Below are 21,909 nucleotides of genomic sequence, written 5' to 3'. Positions count from 1 at the left end.
ACGCCGACGGCGAACGCCGGAGCCGGTGTCGGAGGCCGCGCCTACGCTGGAATCATGCAGACCACGCGCTCCGTCCGCCCTTTCGAGGTCGTCAGCGAGTACCAGCCCAGCGGCGACCAACCGCAGGCGATCGCCGACCTCGCCGCCCGCATCAACGCGGGTGAGACCGACGTCGTCCTGCTCGGCGCGACGGGTACGGGCAAGTCGGCGACGACGGCCTGGCTGATCGAGCAGGTGCAGCGTCCGACGCTCGTGCTCGCGCACAACAAGACGCTCGCGGCGCAGCTCGCCAACGAGTTCCGCGACCTCATGCCGAATAACGCGGTCGAGTACTTCGTCAGCTATTACGACTACTACCAGCCTGAGGCGTACGTCCCGCAGACGGACACCTTCATCGAGAAGGACTCCTCGATCAACGCCGAGGTGGAGCGGCTGCGCCACTCGACGACCAACTCGCTGCTGAGTCGGCGCGACGTCGTCGTGGTGTCCACGGTGTCGTGCATCTACGGCCTCGGCGCGCCCGAGGAGTACCTCCGCGCGATGGTCGCCCTGCAGGTGGGGGAGCGGTACGACCGCGACGCTCTCATCCGCAAGTTCATCGCGATGCAGTACAACCGCAACGACGTCGACTTCTCGCGCGGCAACTTCCGCGTCCGCGGCGACACGATCGAGATCATCCCGGTGTACGAGGAGTACGCCGTGCGCATCGAGCTCTTCGGCGACGAGATCGAAGCGCTGTACATGCTGCATCCGCTCACCGGCGATGTGGTGCAGAAGCTCGAGAGCGTGCCGATCTTCCCGGCATCCCACTACGTCGCGGGCACCGAAACCGTCCAGCGCGCGATCGGCACCATCGAGCACGAGCTCGAGGAGCGGCTGAAGGAGTTCGAGTCGCAGGGCAAGCTGCTCGAAGCCCAGCGCCTGCGCATGCGCACGACGTTCGATCTCGAGATGCTGCAGCAGCTCGGCTTCTGCTCCGGCATCGAGAACTACTCGCGTCACCTCGACGGACGGATGCCGGGCGAGGCGCCGCACACCCTCCTCGACTTCTTCCCCGACGACTTCCTGCTCGTCATCGACGAGTCCCACGTGACGGTCCCGCAGATCGGTGCGATGTACGAGGGGGATGCCTCCCGCAAGCGCACCCTCGTCGACCACGGGTTCCGGCTGCCGAGCGCGATGGACAACCGGCCGTTGCGCTTCGATGAGTTCAAGCAGCGGATCGGGCAGACCGTGTACCTGTCGGCGACCCCCGGGCGGTACGAGATGGGAATCGCCGACGGCGTCGTCGAGCAGATCATCCGTCCGACGGGTCTCATCGACCCGGAGATCATCGTGAAGCCCTCGAAGGGTCAGATCGACGATCTGCTGGAGGAGATCCGGCTGCGCGTCGAGCGTGACGAGCGCGTCCTCGTCACGACGTTGACCAAGAAGATGGCGGAGGAGTTGACCGACTTCCTCGGTGAGCACGGCGTGCGCGTGCGCTACCTGCACTCCGACGTCGACACGCTGCGTCGCGTCGAGCTGCTGACCGAGCTGCGGCAGGGCGTGTACGACGTCCTCGTGGGCATCAACCTGCTGCGCGAGGGCCTCGACCTGCCCGAGGTGTCGCTCGTCGCGATCCTGGATGCCGACAAAGAGGGCTTCCTGCGGTCGGGGACGTCCCTCATCCAGACGATCGGTCGCGCGGCGCGCAACGTATCGGGCCAGGTGCACATGTACGCCGACAAGATCACGGACTCGATGGCGGCAGCCATCGAGGAGACCGAACGTCGACGCGAGAAGCAGATCGCGTACAACCTCGAGAACGGAATCGATCCGCAGCCGCTGCGCAAGAAGATCGCGGACATCACCGATGCGCTCGCCCGTGAGGCGAGCGACACGCGGGACATGATGGACGGTCGCGGCAAGGGCAAGACGAAGTCCGGCAAGGGCAAGAGTCCGACCCCGCAGCTGCGGCGTGAGGGCATCGCGGCTGAGGGTGCGAACCAGCTCGAGGCGACGATCGAGGATCTCACGCGCCAGATGCTGGCGGCGGCGGACGAGCTCAAGTTCGAGCTCGCGGGGCGCCTGCGCGACGAGGTGCAGGACCTGAAGAAGGAGCTGCGCGCCATGGAACGCGCCGGGCACGCCTGAGCGTGCTCAGGGGCAGTGCATGAGGGGGCGTTCCCCCGAGCGGTCGAAGGTGTGCGCCGACATCGGCTGACCGCACAGGGGACACGCGCGTTCGGTCCGGACCGGTTCGGGCTCGGTCTCGTAGGGACCGACCGAGGCCGGGCCCGCGTAGCGGATGAGGCGGCTGTTCCACCAGCGGTAGAACCCGCCCGCCGCGCGGATCCGTTCCCGGAGCGGTGGTCGTGACTCCCGTTCTGCGTCCATAATGATTAGTGTACTAACTATTAGGGTGAGGAGGATCGATGGATGAAGACGACATGCTGAAGCTCGAGAGTCAGCTGTGCTTCGCCATCGTCACGGCGGCCCGGAACGTCGTCTCGATCTACCGGCCGGTCCTCGAGCCCCTCGGTCTGACGCACCCGCAGTACCTCGTGATGCTCGCCCTGTGGGAGCGGGCGCCGCAGTCCCTCTCCGAGCTGGCGACCGCCCTCGCGGTCGAGCCCGCCAGCCTGTCGCCGACCATCAAGCGTCTCGAGGCGCAGGGCCGCGTCGTCCGGCGCCGGCGCGCGGCGGACGAACGCGTCCTCGACATCGCGTTGACCGACGAGGGAGCGGCCCTGCGCGAGCAGGCGCTGGACGTGCCGAGGCAGATCATGGCGCGCGTCGGACTCGACATCGCCGACGTTGAGCGGTTGAGGGACGGTCTGCAACCCTTCGCCGGACGCCGGCCGACCACCGCGGACTGATCGCCGGGAGCGAAGCACGGAGCCCGTGTCGGTGGCCCAACCTAGGATTGACCGGTGCCCATCGTCCCCGTTCCCCACGCCTCCAAACTCAGTGTCCGCGGCGCGCGCGTCCACAACCTGAAGAACGTCGACCTCGAGATCCCGCGGGACTCGCTCGTCGTGTTCACCGGCCTGTCCGGGTCGGGGAAGTCGAGCCTCGCGTTCGACACGATCTTCGCCGAGGGTCAGCGCCGGTACATCGAGTCGCTCAGCTCGTACGCACGCCAGTTCCTCGGACAGGTCGACCGTCCCGACGTCGACTTCATCGAGGGCCTCAGCCCTGCGGTGTCGATCGATCAGAAGTCGACGAACCGCAACCCGCGCTCGACGGTGGGCACCATCACCGAGATCAATGACTACATGCGTCTGCTGTGGGCGCGCGTCGGCATCCCGCACTGCCCCGAGTGCGGCGAGCGCATCCAGCGGCAGACGGTGCAGCAGATCGCCGACCAGCTCATGGAGCTCCCCGAGCGCACGCGGTACCAGATCGTCGCCCCCGTCGTGTCGCAGAAGAAGGGCGAGTTCGTCGACCTTTTCAAGGAGCTGTCGGCGAAGGGCTACGCCCGCGCGATCGTCGACGGCGAGACGGTCCAGCTCGCCGAGGCGCCGACCCTCAAGAAGAGCTACAAGCACGACATCGCCGTGGTCGTCGACCGTCTGGTGGCGAGCCCCGACATCCTGAGCCGCGTCACCGACTCGGTCGAGACGGCCCTGGGTCTCGCAGGCGGCATCCTGCAGGTCAACTTCGTCGACGAAGAGGGCGACGACGCCTGGCAGAGCTACAGCGAGAAGCTGGCCTGTCCCAACGGGCACGCGCTGACCCTGACCGAGATCGAGCCGCGGACGTTCTCCTTCAACGCGCCGTTCGGCGCCTGCCCGGCCTGCTCGGGTCTGGGCACCCGTATGTCGGTCGACACCGAGCTGCTGCTGGGCGACGAGGAGCTCTCCATCGCCGAGGGTGTCATCGTCCCGTGGACGACGCAGGGCAAGGGGCTGTTCCAGTACTACGAGCGACTGCTCGTGGGACTCGCGGACGACCTCGGGTTCTCGCTCGACACACCCTGGAAGGACCTTCCGGCCGACGTGCAGGACGCGGTGCTGAGCGGCGAGAACTACAAGGTCACCGTCAAGTGGAAGAACCGCTACGGCCGCGAGATGCGGTATGCGTCGGGCTTCGAGGGCGTCATCCCGTACATCGAGCGCCAGTTCACGCAGGCCGAGACCGACACGCAGCGTCAGCGCTGGGCCGAGTTCCTCCGCGAGGTGCCCTGCCCCGTCTGCAACGGCGATCGCCTGAAGCCCGAGGTGCTGTCGGTCCTCGTCCACGGGCACTCGATCGCGGATGCCTCACGGCTCAGCCTCGGCGAGGCGCAGCAGTTCTTCGCGCAGCTCTCGCTGACCGACCGCGAGGCGACCATCGCGGCCGCGGTCCTGCGCGAGATCCGGGCCCGCCTCGACTTCCTCATTCAGGTCGGCCTCAACTACCTCAGCCTCAGCCGTGCGGCGGGGTCGCTCTCGGGCGGCGAGGCGCAGCGCATCCGTCTTGCGACGCAGATCGGCTCGGGGCTCACGGGCGTGCTGTACGTCCTCGACGAGCCCTCCATCGGACTCCACCAGCGCGACAACCGCCGGCTCATCGAGACCCTCGTGCGTCTGAAGAGCCTCGGCAACACGCTGGTCGTCGTCGAGCACGACGAGGAGACCATCCACGCCGCCGACTGGATCGTCGACATCGGTCCGCGCGCGGGCGTCGAGGGGGGCAACGTCGTCCACTCGGGACCGGTCGAGCAGCTCCTGACGGACCAGGAGTCGATCACCGGCGCCTACCTGAGCGGACGACGCGCCATCCGGATGCCGAAGAAGCGTCGGAAGATCGACAGGGGGCGCCAGCTGCGCGTCGTCGGGGCGCGGGAGAACAACCTGCAGAACGTCACCGTCGACTTCCCGCTCGGCGTGCTCACCGCCGTCACCGGCGTGAGCGGTTCCGGTAAGTCGTCGCTCGTGAACGGCATCCTCTACGAAGTCCTCGCGACCAAGCTCAACGGTGCGCGTCGCGTCGCCGGCAAGCACACCCGGGTCACCGGACTCGAGCACCTCGACAAGGTCGTCCACGTCGATCAGGCCCCCATCGGTCGCACGCCCCGGTCGAACCCGGCCACCTACACGGGGGTCTTCGACCGCATCCGCTCGCTGTTCGCCGAGACGACCGAGGCGAAGGCGCGCGGCTACCAGCCGGGTCGCTTCAGCTTCAACGTCAAGGGCGGTCGGTGCGAGGCATGCTCGGGTGACGGCACGATCAAGATCGAGATGAACTTCCTGCCCGACGTGTACGTCGACTGCGAGGTCTGCCACGGCCAGCGCTACAACCGCGACACCCTCGCGGTGCACTACAAGGGCAAGAACATCGCCGAGGTCCTCGACATGCCGATCTCGGAGGCGGCCGACTTCTTCGAGCCGATCCAGGCGATCCACCGGTACCTGAAGACCCTCGTCGACGTGGGGCTCGGCTACGTCCGGCTGGGGCAGTCGGCCACGACGCTCTCCGGCGGCGAGGCGCAGCGCGTGAAGCTCGCCACCGAACTCCAGCGTCGCTCCAACGGGCGCACCATCTATGTGCTCGACGAGCCGACGACGGGTCTGCACTTCGAAGACGTGCAGCGCCTGCTCGAGGTCCTGAACAGCCTCGTCGACAAGGGCAACTCGGTGCTCGTCATCGAGCACAACCTCGACGTGATCAAGTCCGCCGACTGGGTGATCGACCTCGGCCCCGAGGGGGGCTCGGGCGGCGGCACGATCGTGGCGACGGGGACCCCGGAGCAGGTCGCGACCGTACCCGAGAGCCACACCGGGCAGTTCCTCGCCGAGATCCTGGAAGTGGCTCCCGCGCGCAAGGCGGGCTGACGTGGCATCCGCTCTGCCGTACAAGCCAAAGCCGGGGGAGATCCCCACCGACCCCGGCGTCTACCGGTTCCTGGATGCCGACGGTCGGATCCTCTACGTCGGCAAGGCCAAGAACCTCCGCGCCCGGTTGTCCAACTACTTCGCGCCGCTCCACACGCTCCACGAGCGCACACGGCGCATGGTGACGACGGCCGCGAAGGTCGAGTGGACCGTCGTGAAGACCGACATCGACTCGCTCCAGCTCGAGTACACCTGGATCCAGGAGTACTCGCCGCCGTTCAACGTCCGGTACAAGGACGACAAGTCCTATCCGTACATGGCGGTAACGCTCGCCGACGAGGCGCCGCGGGTCATCGTGACCCGCAACCGCCGCATCCGCGGGGCCAAGTACTTCGGCCCGTACCCGAAGGTCTGGGCGGTCCACGACACGATCGATCAGCTCATCAAGGTGTTCCCGATCCGCACCTGCAGCGACTCGTCGTACAAGAAGGCGATGGCCTCGGGGCGGCCGTGCTTCCCCGGGCAGATCGGCCGGTGCGGCGGTCCCTGCTCGATGAAGGTCACGATCGAGGAGCACCGCGCCATCGTCGACGACTTCGTCTCGTTCATGTCCGGGAGCGACAAGCGGTTCACGAAGCGGCTCGAAGCGCGGATGCGCGAAGCGGCGGCCGCGATGGACTACGAGGCCGCGGCGTCGTACCGCGACAAGCTGCAGGCGCTCGACGCCGTCCTCAACCGCAGCGCGCTCGTGCTGAGCGAGGACACGGACGCCGACCTGTTCGGCGTGGCCGAGGACGAGCTGTCCGCGGCCGTCCAGCACTTCGTCGTCCGCGGCGGACGTGTGCGCGGCGTCCGCGCGACGACGATCGACAAGGAGCTCGACATCTCCGGGCCCGACCTCGTGGATCAGATCCTGCAGCGCGCCTACGGGGCCGCCTCTGCCGAGGACATCCCGCGCCAGGTCCTCGTGCCGACCCTTCCCGACGACTCGGCCGAGCTCGAGCAGTGGCTGCAGTCGCGGCGCGGCAAGAAGGTGACGGTGCAGATCGCGCAGCGCGGTCAGAAGGCCGACCTCATGCGGACGGCGACGCTCAACGCCCAGCAGGCGCTCATGCTGCACAAGACGCGGCGGACGAGCGACTACACGGCGCGCACCAAGGCGCTGACGGACCTGCAGGAGGCGCTCGGGATGACCGAGGCCCCGCTGCGCATCGAGTGCTTCGACATCTCGCACCTCGGCGGCACGGGGGTCGTCGCGTCGATGGTCGTGTTCGAGGACGGTCTGCCGCGCAAGGACCAGTACCGGTCGTTCTCCGTCGTCGAGACCACCGACGACACCGACTCGATGTATCAGGTGCTCACCCGACGGCTCGCGCACATCGACCGCGACGAGGCCGAGCAGGAGAAGATCGACCCGATGGCGGACGGTGAGGTGGATGCCACGCGCAAGCGCCCGCGCTTCGCCTATCGGCCTCAGCTGCTGCTCGTCGACGGCGGCCAGCCGCAGGTGCAGGCCGCGGCGCGTGCCCTGCGCGACGCCGGCCACGAGGAGATCGCCCTGTGCGGGATTGCGAAGCGTCTCGAGGAGGTGTGGCTGCCCGACGACGACTTCCCGGTGATCCTGCCGCGCTCCTCCGAGGCGCTCTACCTGCTGCAGCGGCTCCGCGACGAGGCGCACCGCTTCGCGATCACCCACCAGCGCAAGAAGCGCGGCCGGGACATCACGACGGTGCTGGCGGAGGTGCCCGGTCTCGGCGCGACGCGGATCAAAGCGCTCCTGCGTCACTTCGGATCGGTGAGCCGCCTGAAGCAGGCGACACCCGAGGAGATCCAGGAGCTGCCCGGGATCGGCCCGCGGCTCGCGGCCACGATCCACGCGCACCTGGCGGCCGGGTCGGATGCCGTGCCCTCGGGTGGTTAGGCTGAGATGACACGCGTGGAAGGCGGGGTACGGATGGACGGCCAGACGGCGGGCGAGGTCCTGATCGTCACGGGCATGTCCGGAGCCGGGCGCACGACCGCGGCGAACGCCCTCGAGGACCTCGACTGGTACGTCGTCGACAACCTGCCGCCCCAGATGCTGTCGCATCTGCTGGATCTCACGGCACTCGCAGCCGATGCGCTTCCGCGTGTCGCCGCGGTGGTCGACGTCCGCGGGCGCCAGCTCTTCGGCGAGCTGCCGTCCGTGACCCATTCGCTCCGCGACGGCCGTCAGTTGCGGGTGCTGTTCCTCGACGCCTCCGACGAGGTGCTCGTCCGCCGGTTCGAAGCCGTCCGTCGGCCCCACCCGCTGCAGGGGGAGGGGACGATCCTCGACGGCATCCGCCGTGAGCGCGAGCGCGTCGCTGCCATCCGTGAGGCCGCCGATGTCATCGTCGACACCAGCGCCCTCAACATCCATCAGCTGGCGAACCGCATCGTCGACCTGTTCAGCGCGGACGGCGACGCACGGCACACCGTCACCGTCATGAGCTTCGGCTTCAAGTACGGGTTGCCGCCGGACGTCGACCTCGTCGCGGACATGCGCTTCCTCCCCAACCCGTACTGGGAGCCCTCGCTGCGCGCCCTCACGGGGGAGGACGAGGCGGTCCGCGAGTTCGTGCTCGGTCAGGAGGGCGCACGCGAGTTCATCGACGCGTATGCGGCGGCCCTCCACCCCGTGCTCCAGGGGTATCAGCGCGAGAACAAACGTCACTCCGTGATCGCCATCGGATGCACCGGGGGCAAGCACCGCTCCGTCGTGACGTCGTTCGAGCTCGCCGAGCGTCTGGGCGCCGAACCGGGCGTGGCCGTACGGGTCACGCACCGGGACCTGGGTCGCGAATGACCGGTGCGCGAGTAAGCTGATCCTTTGTCCCCCTCGCCCCCACCGAAGGATCGCCGTGCCGCTGACTGCTGACGTGAAGACGGAACTCACCTCGGTGCGTGATCCGCGGCCGACGGCCCGCGTCGCAGAACTCACCACGATCCTGCGCTTCTCGGGCGGACTCCACTCGATCGCCGGCCGGGTGGCCGTCGAGGCGGAGGTCGAGACCGACATCCTGGCCCGACGTGTGGCCCGCGACCTCGTCGAGATCTACGGCGTCCGGCCCGAACTCGCGCACGTGCAGTCCTCCGGCGGACGGACGGCGAACCTCGTCGCGGTGCGCGTCATCGAGGGCGGCGAGACCCTGGCCCGCCAGACGGGTCTGCTCGACAACCGTCGGCGACCGGTCCGCGGACTCCCGAACAAGCTGACCACCGGCGCACGCCCCGACCTCGCGGCCGTGTGGCGTGGCGCCTTCCTCGCGACCGGCACCCTGTCCGATCCGGGCCGTTCGGCGGCGCTCGAGGTCGCCTGCCCCTCGGGCGAGGCGGCCATGGCGCTCGTCGGTGCGGCGCACCGTCTCGGGATCGCCGCCAAGGCGCGCGAGGTCCGCGGCGTGCCGCGCGTCGTCATCCGCGACGGCGAGGCGATCCGCGCGACCCTCCTCATGATGGGTGCGCAGAAGACCGCCGCCGCGTGGGAGGAGATGCGGCAGCGCCGTGAGGTCCGCGCCGGCGTGAACCGCCTGGTCAACTTCGACGACGCCAACCTCCGTCGTTCCGCGCAGGCGGCGGTCGCCGCCTGCGCCCGTGTCGAGCGTGCGCTCGAGATCCTCGGCGACACCGTCCCGCCGCACCTGAAGCAGGCCGGCGACCTCCGCCTCGCGCACCGCGACGCGAGCCTCGACGAGCTCGGCCACCACGCCGATCCGCCGCTGACGAAGGATGCCGTGGCGGGCCGCATCCGCCGTCTCCTGGCGATGGCCGACAAGAAGGCCGCGCAGGACGGCATCCCCGACACCGAGTCCGCCGTCCCCGCCGGTCTCGAGGACTGACGGGATACATCCCCTCTTCACGGGAAGCAACCGGGTGTCCGGCGGGTTGGCCCTCAATAGGATGAATCCGACCGGCCGCGCCGTGCGCGCGGCACCGACAGAAGGAAGAGGACATGGCGAAGTACACGCTGCCTGAGCTCCCGTACGACTACTCCGCGCTCGAGCCGAGCATCAGCGGCAAGATCATGGAGCTTCACCACTCGAAGCACCACCAGGCGTACGTCACCGGAGCGAACACCGCCCTCGAGCAGCTCGCGGAGGCGCGGGAGACCGGCAACCTCGCGAACGTCAACAAGCTCGAGAAGGACCTCGCGTTCAACCTCGGCGGACACGTCAACCACTCCATCTTCTGGACCAACCTGGCCCCCGCCTCGCAGGGCGGCGGCGGCGAGCCCGAGGGCGAGCTGCGCGCGGCGATCGACGAGTTCTTCGGCGGCTTCGACAAGTTCCAGGCGCACTTCACGGCCGCTGCCACCGGCATCCAGGGCTCCGGGTGGGCCGTCCTCAGCTGGGACCCGATCGGCCAGCAGCTGATCATCCAGCAGCTGTTCGACCAGCAGTCGAACACGGCGCAGGGAACCATCCCGATCTTCCAGCTCGACATGTGGGAGCACGCCTTCTACCTCGACTACCTCAACGTCAAGGCCGACTACGTCAAGGCGGCCTGGAACATCGCCAACTGGCAGAACGTCGCGCAGCGTCTCGACGCCGCCCGTGACAAGACGGCGGGCCTGCTCTAGTAGTAGGGTCGTTCACAGGTGAGGATGCCGGGCTCCTCCCGGCAACGGGGGCGAAGCCCCGGCATCCTCTCTCTTTTCCAGCACATCGCGAGTCGACCCCGTTCGAGGGGCGTACGCGACGAAAAACGGGAGACAACGTGTCTGTCAAGATCGGCATCAACGGCTTCGGCCGAATCGGACGCAACTTCCTCCGCGCGGCTCTCGCGCAGGGAGCTGACCTGGAGATCGTGGCGGTGAACGACCTCACCGACAACAAGAGCCTCGCTCACCTCCTGAAGTACGACTCCGTCGGCGGTCGCCTGGACGCCGAGGTCTCGTACACCGAGGACTCCATCACAGTCAACGGCAAGACCATCAAGGTCTTCGAAGAGCGCGACCCCGCCAACCTCCCCTGGGGCGAGCTGGGCGTCGACATCGTCATCGAGTCGACCGGCCGCTTCACCAAGGCTGCGGACGCCAAGAAGCACATCGACGGCGGTGCGAAGAAGGTCATCATCTCGGCACCGGGCACCGACGTCGACGGCACCTTCGTCATGGGTGTCAACGACGGCACCTACGACTCCGAGACGATGCACGTCATCTCGAACGCGTCCTGCACCACGAACTGCCTCGCCCCGATCGCCAAGGTCTTCAACGACAACTTCGGCATCGAGCGCGGCTTCATGATGACGGCCCACGCCTACACGGCCGACCAGAACCTGCAGGACGGCCCCCACGGCGACCTGCACCGTGCGCGCGCTGCGGCGATCAACATCGTCCCCGCCGCCACCGGCGCCGCCAAGGCCATCGGCCTCGTGCTGCCCGAGCTCAACGGCAAGCTGAGCGGCTCGTCGTACCGCGTTCCGGTCCCCACCGGCTCGATCGTCGACCTCACGGTCGTCACCCCGACCGAGGGCCTGACCGCCGAGGTCATCAACGCCGCCTTCGAGAAGGCCGCTGCCGAGGGCGAGCTCGTCGGGTACCTGAAGTACAACACCGACGCGATCGTTTCGAGCGACATCCAGCTCGACCCGCACTCCTCGGTCTTCGACGCCGGCCAGACCAACGTGTCGGGCAACCTCGTGAAGATCTCGTCCTGGTACGACAACGAGTGGGGCTACTCGAACCGCCTCGTCGACCTCACCGAGCTCGTCGCCAGCAAGCTCTGACGATGGCTCTGCGCACCCTCGATTCGCTGGGTTCGCTCGCAGGCAAGCGCGTCATCGTCCGTGTCGACTTCAACGTCCCCCTGAAGGACGGCGTCATCACGGACGATGGCCGCGTGCGTGCGGCTCTGCCGACGCTGTCGGCGCTGGTCGAGCAGGGAGCTCGCGTCATCGCGGTCTCCCATCTCGGCCGGCCCGACGGCGCCCCGGATGCGAAGTACAGCCTCGCCCCCGTCGCCACGCGGCTGTCGGAGCTCCTCGGCACGGACGTCGCCTTCGCGACCGACACGGTCGGCGACTCCGCTCGCGGCACCGTGGCGGGCCTCGAGGACGGGCAGGTCGCCGTCCTCGAGAACCTCCGCTTCAACGCGGGGGAGACCGCGAAGGACGACGCGACCCGTCGCGCGTTCGCCGAGCAGCTCGCGTCGTTCGGTGACGCCCTCGTCTCGGACGGGTTCGGTGTCGTGCACCGCAAGCAGGCGTCGGTCTACGACCTCGCCGAGCTGCTGCCCTCCGCTGCCGGCCTCCTCATCGAGAAGGAGGTCGACGTCCTCGACCGCCTGACCGAGCGTCCGGAGCGTCCGTACGCGGTCGTCCTGGGCGGCTCGAAGGTCAGCGACAAGCTGGGCGTGATCGAGCACCTCCTGCCCCGCGTAGACAAGATCCTCGTGGGTGGCGGGATGCTGTTCACCTTCCTCGCGGCACAGGGGCACAAGGTCGGCAAGAGTCTCCTCGAGGTCGATCAGCTCGAGACGGTCCGCGGATACATGGAGACGGCGCGCGAGCGCGGGGTGGAGCTCGTGCTCCCCGTCGACGCCGTGATGGCCGCCGGTTTCGCCGCCGACGCCGATCACGTCGTGGCATCTGCCGATGCGCTGGAGGACACCCCCTTCGGTGCAGACGGCATGGGCCTCGACATCGGACCGAAGACGGCGGAGCTGTTCGCCGACGCGATCCGCGGCGCGAAGACCGTGTTCTGGAACGGCCCGATGGGCGTGTTCGAGATGGCGGCGTTCGCCGAAGGGACCAAGACGGTCGCCCAGGCGCTGACCGAGGTCGACGGCCTGTCGGTCGTCGGCGGCGGCGACTCCGCGGCCGCCGTCCGTCAGCTCGGATTCGACGACGACCAGTTCGGCCACATCTCCACCGGTGGTGGGGCCAGCCTCGAATTCCTCGAGGGCAAGAAGCTGCCCGGATTGGAGATCCTCGGATGGGAAGCGTGACCCGCAAGCCCCTCATCGCCGGCAACTGGAAGATGAACCTCGACCACCTGCAGGCGGTCGCGTTCGTCCAGAAGCTGCACTGGACGCTGAAGGATGCCGCGCACGAGACCGACTCGGTCGAGGTCGCGGTGTTCCCGCCGTTCACCGACATCCGCACGGTGCAGACGCTCATCGACGCCGACAAGATCCCGTTCGCCCTCGGTGCGCAGGACGTGTCGACGAAGGACTCGGGCGCCTACACGGGTGAGGTCTCCGGAGCGTTCCTGAAGAAGCTCGACGTCGACTACGTGATCATCGGTCACTCCGAGCGACGCGAGTACCACGGCGAGACCGATGAGGTCGTCGCGGCGAAGGTCCAGGCCGCGCTGCGTCACGGGCTCGTGCCGGTGATCTGCGTGGGCGAGACGCTCGAGCAGCGCGAGGAGTCCGGCCCGACCGCCGTGTCGGTCGCTCAGCTCCGCGCCGCGCTCGAGGGTGTGCCCTCGGACGCGGACGTCGTGGTCGCCTACGAGCCGGTCTGGGCGATCGGGACCGGACAGGTCGCGTCGCCCGAGCAGGCGCAGGAAGTGTGCGCCGCGCTGCGTACGGTGCTCTCCGAGAGCCTCGGGGATGCCGCGGCCGAGCGCACGCGCATCCTCTACGGCGGATCGGTGAAGTCCGGCAACATCGCGAGCTTCATGCGTGAACCCGATGTCGACGGCGCCCTCGTCGGAGGAGCGAGCCTCCTCGCCGACGAGTTCGCCGCCATCATCCGCTACCAGAAGCACGTCGGCGTGTGATCCTGAGCGGTGCGGCGCCTCGCGGCGTCGCACCGCTCAGCCGGTATACTCGTGCGAGCGCTGAGCGACTCGGCGACCCGAAAGGCTTTCAACGACTGTGGACATCCTCCAGCTTGTGCTGCAGGTGCTGCTGGGACTCACCAGCCTCCTGCTCACTCTCCTGATCCTCCTGCACAAGGGGCGCGGCGGCGGCCTCTCCGACATGTTCGGCGGCGGCATGAGTTCGGCGATGGGGTCCTCGGGCCTCGCCGAGCGCAACCTCAACCGCTTCACGGTCGTGCTCGCACTCGTCTGGTTCGTCGCGATCGTCGCGCTGGGCCTCATCACGAAGTTCCAGAGCATCTGATGGCGACCGGGGGCAACGCGATCCGGGGCACCCGCGTCGGTGCCGGACCGATGGGGGAGCAGGACCACGGTCACCACGCCGACCGTGTGGCCGTCTCATACTGGGACGCACTCGGTAACGAGACGGTGCGCTACTTCGCGGCCGGCATCTCGGAGGAGGAGATCCCCGAGACGATCGACTCGCCGCACTCGGGCCTTCCGGCCGGTCGCGACAAGGCGAACCCGCCCGCGCTGGCCAAGACCGAGCCCTACAAGACGCACCTCGCGTACGTGAAGGAGCGTCGCACGGACGAGGAGGCGGAGTCGATCCTGGACGACGCCCTCAAGCAGCTTCGGGAGCGCCGCGGTCAGGACTGATCGCTGCCTTTCACACCGATACGACCCCGGGTTCGCTCAGAACTCGGGGTCGATCAGTTCTTCGGGCACGCCGTGCGCGGCGGCCTCGTCGACGAAGAACACCGTCTGCTTGCGCCCCTTCGCCCCGGCGGCGGGGACGGAGTGGTAGCTCGCGCCGGCGAGCGCCAAGCCCAGCGCGGACGCTTTGTCGGTGCCGGGGAGGACCAACCACACGCGCCGGGACGAGTTGATCACCGGACGGGTCAGGGTGATCCGCTCGGACGGCGGCACGGGGGAGTGTCGCACCGCGAGGACGGCGTGTTCGGTGTCGGAGATCTCGCTGCGATCCGGGAACAGTGATGCGATGTGCCCGTCGGGTCCGACGCCCAGGAACGCCAGGGTGAACCGTGGCCAGGGCAGGTCCTCGGCGGCGAACGAGGCCAGCTCCGCCGCGTAGTCGGCGGCCGCTTCGTCATGGCTGCGCCCGGCGTCGGAGGCGGCGATGGGGTGGATGTTCGCCGCCGGGACGTCGATGTGGTCGAGGAACGCGGCGCGTGCCGCCGTCTCGTTCCGCTCCGGATCGTCTGCCGGGATGAAACGCTCGTCCCCCCACCAGAAGTGGACCTTCGACCAGTCCACCTCCCGCCGGCGATCGCTCTCGCCCGCCGCGTGCAGCACGGCCGTTCCGGCGGTGCCCCCGGTCAGCAGGATGTGCGTCGTCTTTCCCTCGGCGGCGCGTGCGGAGACCCGCTGAAAGAAGCGCTTCGCGACCCCTCGGGCCAACGTCTGCGCGTCAGGACGGACGACGACACGCTTCTCCGCGCGGAACTCCGACATGCGACTCCTACCTCGTGGGAGGGTCGAGGAGCTCCCACCCTTCGGTGATGACTCGACCATACAAGAGGTCGGGATCGAGACGGCGCAGTTCCTCCGCGAGGCACTCGCGCAGGGATCGCCGCGGCAGCACGATGTCGTGCGTCGGCTGGCCGGGCTGAGTGAGGGTCGCGTCCGTGGCGCTCGAGCGTTCGAGGACGATGTCACCGGAGTCCCGCGAGAGCGTGACAGAGCGGATGCCGTGGGCCCACTCGTGCTCGTCCGTGTAGTGCCATTCGACCGGCACATCGAGCTTCATCCGCAGCCACGCGGCCAGCAGCCCGGTGGAGGGCGAGCTGCCCGCACCGACGACCGTCACGGCCGTGACGGACTCGTACGGCGGCTGGTCGAGGACGGCGGCGAGCTGCTCGCGCCAGTGGGTGAGCCTCGTCCACGCCAGATCCGTGTCACCGGGCGCGTAGACGGAGCCGAGCTGCGCGAGCCGGTCCTTGGCGAACGGCTTCGTCGAGGCATCCGTGATCCGCCGCTGCGCCATGCGACCGATCGCGGAGTGCGCGGGGTCGGTGGGCGGGTCGTCGGGCCACCAGGCGACGACGGGAGCGTCGGGGAGCAGGAGGCCGTTGACGAGGCTCTCCTGGTTGCCGGCCGCCGCACCCCGGGCGCGGAGGACGACCACCTCGCTGGCACCGGCGTCGCCGCCGACGCGGATCTGCGCGTCGAGCCCGGTCGGGGCGTCGGGTTGGACGACCAGGACGATGACGCGCATCGGGTGCTCGCGCGAGGCGGCGTTCGCGGCGTCGATGGCCTCCTCGTCGAAGCCCCCCGTGGAGACGATGACGAGGGTCAGCACGCGCCCGAGGGCGACGGCGCCGCCCTCCTCGCGCACGCTCACGAGCTTCTTCGCGATCGTGGACACCGTGGTGTCGGGCAGGTCGACGATCATGGGCGCCTCCAGACGCGGCCGTCGCGGGCCAGGAGCTCATCGGCGGACGGGGGACCCCAGGATCCGGGGGAGTACTGCTCGAGCGGCTCGTCCTGCTCTGCCCAGTGCTGCTCGACGGGGTCGAGGATGCGCCAGGACAGCTCGACCTCCTCGTGACGGGGGAACAGCGGCGGGTCGCCCAGGAGGACGTCGAGGATGAGGCGTTCGTAGGCCTCGGGGCTCGACTCGGTGAACGCGTGGCCGTAGCCGAAGTCCATCGTGACGTCGCGCACCTCGTTGCCCGCGCCGGGAACCTTCGATCCGAAGCGGAGGGTCACGCCCTCGTCGGGCTGGATGCGGATGACGAGTGCGTTCTGCCCGAGCTGCAGCGCCTGCGAGCGCAGGAACAGCAGCGGCGGCGTGTGCTTGAAGACCACGGCGATCTCCGTGACCCGGCGGCCGAGGCGCTTGCCCGTGCGCAGGTAGAACGGCACACCGTTCCAGCGTCGGGTGGCGATCTCGAGCTTGATGGCGGCGTAGGTCTCGGTCCGCGACTGCGGGTCCATACCGTCCTCGTCGAGGAAGCCGGTGACCTCTTCGCCGCCCTGCCAGCCGCCTGCGTATTGCCCGCGCGCCGTGGCGGTGGACAGGTCGTGAGGGAGCTTGACCGCGGCGAGGACCTTCTCCTTCTCGGCGCGCAGGTGCTCCGCGTCGAGCGAGATGGGCTCCTCCATCGCGGTCAGCGCGAGCAGCTGCAGAAGGTGGTTCTGGATGACGTCGCGCGCCGCGCCGATGCCGTCGTAGTACCCCGCGCGACCGCCGACGCCGATGTCCTCGGCCATCGTGATCTGCACGTGGTCGACGTAGTTCGCGTTCCAGAGCGGCTCGTACAGCTCGTTCGCGAAGCGCAGCGCCAGGATGTTCTGGACCGTCTCCTTGCCGAGGTAGTGGTCGATCCGGAAGATGGCGTCGGCCGGGAAGGCGACCTCGAGGGCTTCGTTCAGCTCGCGGGCGGTCTGCAGATCGCTGCCGAACGGCTTCTCGATGACGACGCGTCGCCAGGTGTCCCCGTCCGCCGTCTCGTCGACGAGGCCGGAGTCGCGCAGCTGACGCGCGACGACCGGGAAGTCCTTCGGCGGGATCGAGAGGTAGTACGCGTGGTTTCCCATGGTGCCGCGCTCGCTGTCGAGTCGCTCCACGGTCTCGCGGAGCCGGGCGAAGGACGCCGCGTCGTCGAACTCGCCCTGCACGAAGCGGATGCCCTGCAGGAGCTGGTTCCACGTCTCGTCGCGGAAGGGCGTGCGCGCATGCTGCCGCACCGCGTCGTGGACGACCTTCGCGAAGTCCTGGTCCTCCCAGTCGCGTCGGGCGAAACCGACCAACGCGAACCCCGGGGGGAGCAGGCCCCGGTTCGCGAGGTCGTACACGGCGGGCATGAGCTTCTTGCGCGACAGGTCGCCCGTCACGCCGAAGATCACGAGCGCGCTGGGTCCCGCGATGCGGTTGAGGCGCCGATCATCCGGATCGCGGAGGGGGTTGTTCCCCCGCGAGATCTTCGCAGCCATCGGTCAGCGTGCGCTGTCGAGGGCCGTGCGCACCGTGCCCTGCAGGTCGTGCCACGAGACGATGAACTTCTCGACCCCCTCGTCCTCGAGGACCTGGGTGACATCCACCAGATCGATGCCCGCCTCGGCGAGCTGGTCGAAGACACGGTGGGCGTCCTCGTACGACCCGGTCACGGTGTCGCCGGTGATCTTCCCGTGATCGAAGGTCGCCTCGAGCGTCTTCTCGGGCATCGTGTTGACGGTGCCGGGAGCGACGAGCTCGGTGACGTAGAGGGTGTCGGGGAGCGCCGGGTCCTTGACGCCCGTCGACGCCCACAGCGGGCGCTGGACGTTCGCGCCCGCCGCGATGAGCTCGAGGGCGGACGGCTCGGCGAACCGCTTCTCGAAGAGCTCGTAGGCGAGTCGGGCGTTGGCGATCCCGGCCTTGCCCTTGAGGGATGTCGCCGCGTCCGTGCCGATGGCCTGGAGACGCTTGTCGACCTCGGTGTCCACGCGCGAGACGAAGAACGACGCCACGGAGTGGATGCTGGCGATGTCGTGCCCGTTCTCCTTCGCCCGGCGTACGCCCTCGAGGTAGGCGTCGATGACCGCCGCGTACCGCTCGAGGCTGAAGATCAGGGTGACGTTGACCGAGATGCCCTCTGCCAGGACGGCGCTGATCGCCGGGAGACCGGCGAGCGTTGCGGGGATCTTGATGAGCGTGTTCGGCCGGTCGACCTTCGCCCACAGTTCCTTCGCCTGCGCCACCGTCGCGTCGGTGTCGTGAGCGAGGTCGGGGGAGACCTCGATCGAGACCCGGCCGTCGACGCCGTTCGTGCGGTCGAAGACCGGACGGAAGATGTCGGCCGCGTCGCGGACGTCGGTGGTCGTGATCTCGAAGATCGCGGTGTCGACGTCGGCGCCCTGGGCCGCGAGGGCCTGAAGCGGCGCGTCGTACGAGTCGTCCTCCGTGTTGCCGATGGCGGCCTGGAAGATCGACGGGTTGGTGGTGACGCCGACGACGTCACGCGTCTCGATCAGCTGCGCCAGGTTGCCGGTGTCGATCCGCGATCGCGACAGGTCGTCGAGCCAGATGCTGACGCCGGCGCCGGACAGGTCCTCGGTGGGGGTGCTCATGCGTTCTCCTTGACGGTTGCGCGGGCCGCTTCGACGACCGCATCGGCGGTGACGCCGAACTTCTCGAACAGGGTCTTGTAGTCGGCGGAGGCGCCGAAGTGGTCGATGCCGGCGGTGCGTCCGCTGTCGCCGACGACGCCGCGCCACAGGCCGGTCGCGCCGGCCTCGACCGAGACACGCGCCTTGACGGATGCCGGGAGCACGGATTCGCGGTAGGCGGCATCCTGCTCCGCGAACCACTCGAGGCTCGGAGCCGACACGACGCGCGCGCCGATCCCTTCGGCGGCGAGCGTCTCGCGGGCGGCGACGGCCAGCTGGACCTCGGAGCCGGTCGCGATGAGGATCACGTCGGGCTCGCCCTCGGGCGCCTCGAGCAGGGTGTACGCACCCTTCGCGACTCCCTCGGTCGTGGCGAAACCGTTCTCGCCGCGCGGGAAGACCGCGATGTTCTGACGCGTCAGCGCGATGCCGGTCGGACCGCCCTGGCGGCGCAGGATCTCGAGCCACGCCGCAGCGGTCTCGTTGGCGTCGGCGGGACGGACGACCGTGAAGTTCGGGATGAGCCGCAGGGTCGCCAGCTGCTCGATCGGCTGGTGCGTCGGGCCGTCCTCACCGAGGGCGACCGAGTCGTGGGTCCAGACGAACACCGAGGGGATGTCCATGAGGGCGGCGAGGCGCACGGCGGGACGCATGTAGTCGCTGAAGATTAGGAACGTACCGCCGAAGGGGCGGGTCGGACCGTGCAGCTTGATGCCGTTGACGATGGCGCCCATCGCGTGCTCGCGGATGCCGAAGTGCAGCACGCGCCCGTACGGGTCGCCCGACCACTCGTGCGTCGACCACTCGGCCGGGATGAAGCTCTTGGCGTCCTTGATCGTCGTGAGGTTGGACTCCGCGAGGTCCGCGGAGCCGCCCCACAGCTCGGGCAGCTCGGCGGCGAGGGCGTTGATGACGAGTCCGGATGCGGCGCGCGTGGAGACGTCCTTGCCGGGCTCGAACACGGGGAGCGCGTCCTCGATACCCTCGGGCAGTGTGGCCGCCTCGAGGCGGTCGAGCAGCGCCTTGCGCTCGGGGTTCGCGGCGGCCCAGGCGTCGAAGGACTCCTGCCAGGCGGCACGGTCGGCGGCACCGCGCTCGGCGAGGGCGCGCGTGTGCGCGATCACGTCGTCGGCGACGGCGAAGTTCTCCTCGGGGTCGAAGCCGAGCACCTTCTTCGTCGCGGCGAGTTCGTCCGCGCCGAGCGCGGAACCGTGGATCTTGCCGGTGTTCTGCTTGCCCGGGGCGGGCCATCCGATGATCGTCTTGAGGATGATGAGCGAGGGCTTCGACGTCTCGGCCTTGGCCGCCTCGATCGCGTCGTAGAGGGCGGCGACGTCCTCGACGTACTCACCCGTCTTCTTCCAGTCGACCGTCTGGACCTGCCAGCCATACGCCTCGTAGCGCTTCTGCACGTCTTCGGTGAAGGCGACGTTCGTGTCGTCCTCGATCGAGATCTGGTTGGAGTCGTAGATCGCGATGAGGTTGCCGAGCTGCTGGTGACCGGCGAGCGAACCGGCCTCGGCCGTCACACCCTCCTGCAGGTCGCCGTCTCCGGCGATGACGAACACGTGGTGGTCGAAGGGTGACGTGCCGGCCTCCGCCTCGGGGTCGAAGAGACCGCGCTCGTAGCGGGCGGCGTACGCGAAGCCGACCGCCGAGGCCAGGCCCTGACCCAGCGGGCCGGTCGTGATCTCGACGCCCTTGGTGTGTCCGTACTCGGGGTGTCCCGGGGTCAGCGAGCCCCACGTGCGCAGCGCCTTGAGGTCGTCGAGCTCGAGCCCGAAGCCGCCGAGGTACAGCTGGACGTACTGCGTCAGCGAGGAGTGGCCCGCGGAGAGGATGAAGCGGTCGCGTCCGAGCCAGTGGGTGTCGGTCGGGTCGTGGCGCAGCACCCGCTGGTACAGCAGGTACGCGGCCGGGGCGAGGCTCATGGCCGTTCCGGGGTGGCCGTTACCGACCTTCTCGACGGCGTCCGCCGCCAGCACGCGCGCGGTGTCCACCGCGCGCCGATCGATCTCGTCCCAAACCAGCTCTGACACCTGAAAAGCCTTTCGTCGGTGAGTCCGCGCGGGCGTCCGCTTCTCAGGGAGGAGGAGGGGACGCCTGACGCCGGGATTTTCAGCATATCCATCCGAGCCCCTCGACGAGGCCGGGTCGACGCTGTGTGACGTGCGCTGTGAGCGAAGCCGGGGAGCGGGCGCGGAGGGACCCCCTCCGGGGGATGGCGTAGACTCGACCGGACGATCTACACGGCAGGGGCGATGGCACTCACGGACACCGGCGCGCGCGTATCCGCGCCCGCTCGACAGTCGTTCGGCCGCACCGTCCGCGCGTACGTCCAGTTGACGAAGCCGCGCGTCCTGGAGCTGCTGCTGGTCACGACCATCCCGGTCATGTTCCTCGCGGCGGACGGACTGCCCGATCTCTGGCTGATCCTGGCGACCGTCGTCGGCGGTGCCATGAGTGCCGGGTCGGCGGCATCCTTCAACATGTATCTGGACCGCGACATCGACGCGCACATGAAGCGGACCGAGAACCGTCCGCTCGTGACGGGCGAGGTCACGCCGCGCGGCGCGCTCGTCTTCTCGTGGACGCTCGCCGTCGTCTCGACCGTTTGGCTCTGGGTCTTCACGAACTGGGTCGCGGCGGCCCTCAGCGCCGGCGCGATCTTCTTCTACGTCGTGATCTACACGATCCTGCTCAAGCGTCGCACCGAGCAGAACATCGTGTGGGGCGGGATCGCCGGATGCTTCCCGGTCATCATCGGCTGGTCGGCCGTCACCGAGTCGCTCACGTGGACCCCGTTCATCCTCTTCCTCCTGGTGTTCCTCTGGACGCCGCCGCACTACTGGCCGCTCTCGATGAAGTACAAGGGCGACTACGCCGAGGTGGACGTCCCGATGCTGGGCGCGACGCGCAACGGCACGCAGGTGGGACTCCAGGTCATCCTCTACGCGTGGGCGACGGTGGCGAGCTCGCTCCTGTTGATCCCCGTCGCGCCGATGGGCCTCGTCTACACCGCGTCGGCTCTCGTGCTGGGCGGCTGGTTCATCTACGAGTCCCACGTGCTCTACGCGCGCGCCGTCCGCGGCGAGAAGGTCCGTCCGATGCGCGTGTTCCACGCGTCGATCACGTACCTCACCCTGCTGTTCGTCGCGATCGCGATCGACCCGCTGCTGCCCTTCTGACGCAGCGGGCCGACCG

Annotated in this window: 19 protein-coding genes; 13 read left to right on the top strand and 6 right to left on the bottom strand. The window is 68.8% G+C overall.

Going from position 1 to position 21,909, the window contains the following annotated elements:
* The first annotated feature begins 54 nt into the window (after positions 1-54).
* Positions 55-2,136 carry an excinuclease ABC subunit UvrB gene (uvrB, locus tag AB0P29_RS10785; RefSeq protein WP_311283559.1) on the top strand — a complete coding sequence of 694 codons (2,082 nt, stop codon included), beginning with the start codon at positions 55-57 and terminating at the stop codon, positions 2,134-2,136.
* Between the two features lie 6 nt (positions 2,137-2,142).
* Here the strand turns inward: uvrB and AB0P29_RS10780 are convergent, their stop codons facing one another.
* On the bottom strand, positions 2,143-2,379 hold the full coding sequence (locus tag AB0P29_RS10780) for a hypothetical protein (protein WP_311283560.1): 237 nt from the start codon (positions 2,377-2,379) through the stop codon (positions 2,143-2,145).
* Positions 2,380-2,417: 38 nt separating this feature from the next.
* Here AB0P29_RS10780 and AB0P29_RS10775 point away from each other — a divergent pair, with 38 nt between their 5' ends.
* The 11 genes from AB0P29_RS10775 to AB0P29_RS10725 all read left to right on the top strand — a co-directional run bounded on the left by AB0P29_RS10775 (position 2,418) and on the right by AB0P29_RS10725 (position 14,250).
* On the top strand, positions 2,418-2,861 hold the full coding sequence (locus AB0P29_RS10775) for a MarR family transcriptional regulator (RefSeq protein ID WP_363379734.1): 444 nt from the start codon (positions 2,418-2,420) through the stop codon (positions 2,859-2,861).
* A gap of 54 nt (positions 2,862-2,915) precedes the next feature.
* Positions 2,916-5,801: an excinuclease ABC subunit UvrA gene (uvrA, locus tag AB0P29_RS10770; RefSeq protein WP_311283562.1), complete on the top strand. Its 2,886-nt coding sequence runs from the start codon at positions 2,916-2,918 to the stop codon at positions 5,799-5,801.
* Position 5,802: 1 nt separating this feature from the next.
* Positions 5,803-7,722: an excinuclease ABC subunit UvrC gene (gene uvrC / locus AB0P29_RS10765; RefSeq protein ID WP_363379732.1), complete on the top strand. Its 1,920-nt coding sequence runs from the start codon at positions 5,803-5,805 to the stop codon at positions 7,720-7,722.
* A 33-nt stretch (positions 7,723-7,755) separates the two neighbouring features.
* The gene (gene rapZ, locus AB0P29_RS10760) at positions 7,756-8,628 is read left to right on the top strand and encodes an RNase adapter RapZ (RefSeq protein ID WP_217531341.1); all 873 of its coding nucleotides are present in this window, start codon (positions 7,756-7,758) and stop codon (positions 8,626-8,628) included.
* Positions 8,629-8,683: 55 nt separating this feature from the next.
* Positions 8,684-9,661, top strand: a complete 978-nt coding sequence (whiA, locus tag AB0P29_RS10755) for a DNA-binding protein WhiA (RefSeq protein WP_363379731.1) — start codon at positions 8,684-8,686, stop codon at positions 9,659-9,661.
* Between the two features lie 113 nt (positions 9,662-9,774).
* The gene (locus AB0P29_RS10750; protein WP_064002297.1) at positions 9,775-10,401 is read left to right on the top strand and encodes a Fe-Mn family superoxide dismutase; all 627 of its coding nucleotides are present in this window, start codon (positions 9,775-9,777) and stop codon (positions 10,399-10,401) included.
* Positions 10,402-10,538: 137 nt separating this feature from the next.
* Positions 10,539-11,549: a type I glyceraldehyde-3-phosphate dehydrogenase gene (gene gap, locus AB0P29_RS10745; RefSeq protein WP_064002296.1), complete on the top strand. Its 1,011-nt coding sequence runs from the start codon at positions 10,539-10,541 to the stop codon at positions 11,547-11,549.
* A 2-nt stretch (positions 11,550-11,551) separates the two neighbouring features.
* Positions 11,552-12,769, top strand: a complete 1,218-nt coding sequence (locus tag AB0P29_RS10740; RefSeq protein WP_363379729.1) for a phosphoglycerate kinase — start codon at positions 11,552-11,554, stop codon at positions 12,767-12,769.
* Positions 12,757-13,548: a triose-phosphate isomerase gene (gene tpiA, locus AB0P29_RS10735; protein ID WP_217531320.1), complete on the top strand. Its 792-nt coding sequence runs from the start codon at positions 12,757-12,759 to the stop codon at positions 13,546-13,548. The genes AB0P29_RS10740 and tpiA overlap by 13 nt, the downstream gene beginning before the upstream one ends.
* Positions 13,549-13,645: 97 nt before the next feature.
* The gene (gene secG, locus AB0P29_RS10730) at positions 13,646-13,894 is read left to right on the top strand and encodes a preprotein translocase subunit SecG (RefSeq protein ID WP_064002293.1); all 249 of its coding nucleotides are present in this window, start codon (positions 13,646-13,648) and stop codon (positions 13,892-13,894) included.
* Positions 13,894-14,250 carry an RNA polymerase-binding protein RbpA gene (locus AB0P29_RS10725; RefSeq protein WP_064002292.1) on the top strand — a complete coding sequence of 119 codons (357 nt, stop codon included), beginning with the start codon at positions 13,894-13,896 and terminating at the stop codon, positions 14,248-14,250. Before secG ends, AB0P29_RS10725 begins: the two co-directional genes overlap by 1 nt.
* Before the next feature lie 36 nt (positions 14,251-14,286).
* Here the strand turns inward: AB0P29_RS10725 and pgl are convergent, their stop codons facing one another.
* The 5 genes from pgl to tkt are packed head-to-tail and all read right to left on the bottom strand — an operon-like array spanning position 14,287 to position 20,744.
* Positions 14,287-15,066, bottom strand: a complete 780-nt coding sequence (gene pgl, locus AB0P29_RS10720) for a 6-phosphogluconolactonase (RefSeq protein WP_363379727.1) — start codon at positions 15,064-15,066, stop codon at positions 14,287-14,289.
* A gap of 7 nt (positions 15,067-15,073) precedes the next feature.
* A complete protein-coding gene (locus AB0P29_RS10715; RefSeq protein WP_217531322.1) occupies positions 15,074-16,006 on the bottom strand; it encodes a glucose-6-phosphate dehydrogenase assembly protein OpcA in 933 nt (310 codons plus the stop codon).
* Positions 16,003-17,550 carry a glucose-6-phosphate dehydrogenase gene (gene zwf, locus AB0P29_RS10710; RefSeq protein WP_363379726.1) on the bottom strand — a complete coding sequence of 516 codons (1,548 nt, stop codon included), beginning with the start codon at positions 17,548-17,550 and terminating at the stop codon, positions 16,003-16,005. Before zwf ends, AB0P29_RS10715 begins: the two co-directional genes overlap by 4 nt.
* Positions 17,551-17,553: 3 nt before the next feature.
* Positions 17,554-18,666 carry a transaldolase gene (gene tal / locus AB0P29_RS10705; RefSeq protein ID WP_363379725.1) on the bottom strand — a complete coding sequence of 371 codons (1,113 nt, stop codon included), beginning with the start codon at positions 18,664-18,666 and terminating at the stop codon, positions 17,554-17,556.
* Complete coding sequence (gene tkt, locus AB0P29_RS10700; RefSeq protein ID WP_363379724.1) at positions 18,663-20,744, bottom strand: transketolase; 2,082 nt, start codon at positions 20,742-20,744, stop codon at positions 18,663-18,665. The genes tal and tkt overlap by 4 nt, the downstream gene beginning before the upstream one ends.
* Before the next feature lie 222 nt (positions 20,745-20,966).
* On the opposite strand from tkt, the gene AB0P29_RS10695 reads away from it, so the two are divergent.
* Positions 20,967-21,893, top strand: a complete 927-nt coding sequence (locus AB0P29_RS10695; protein ID WP_359919275.1) for a heme o synthase — start codon at positions 20,967-20,969, stop codon at positions 21,891-21,893.
* Positions 21,894-21,909: the final 16 nt, after the last annotated feature.

Source organism: Microbacterium sp. NPDC080220 (assembly GCF_040686395.1).
GTDB classification, from domain to species: Bacteria; Actinomycetota; Actinomycetes; order Actinomycetales; family Microbacteriaceae; genus Microbacterium; species Microbacterium gawkjiense.
This window is presented reverse-complemented; position numbering and strand designations above follow the sequence as displayed.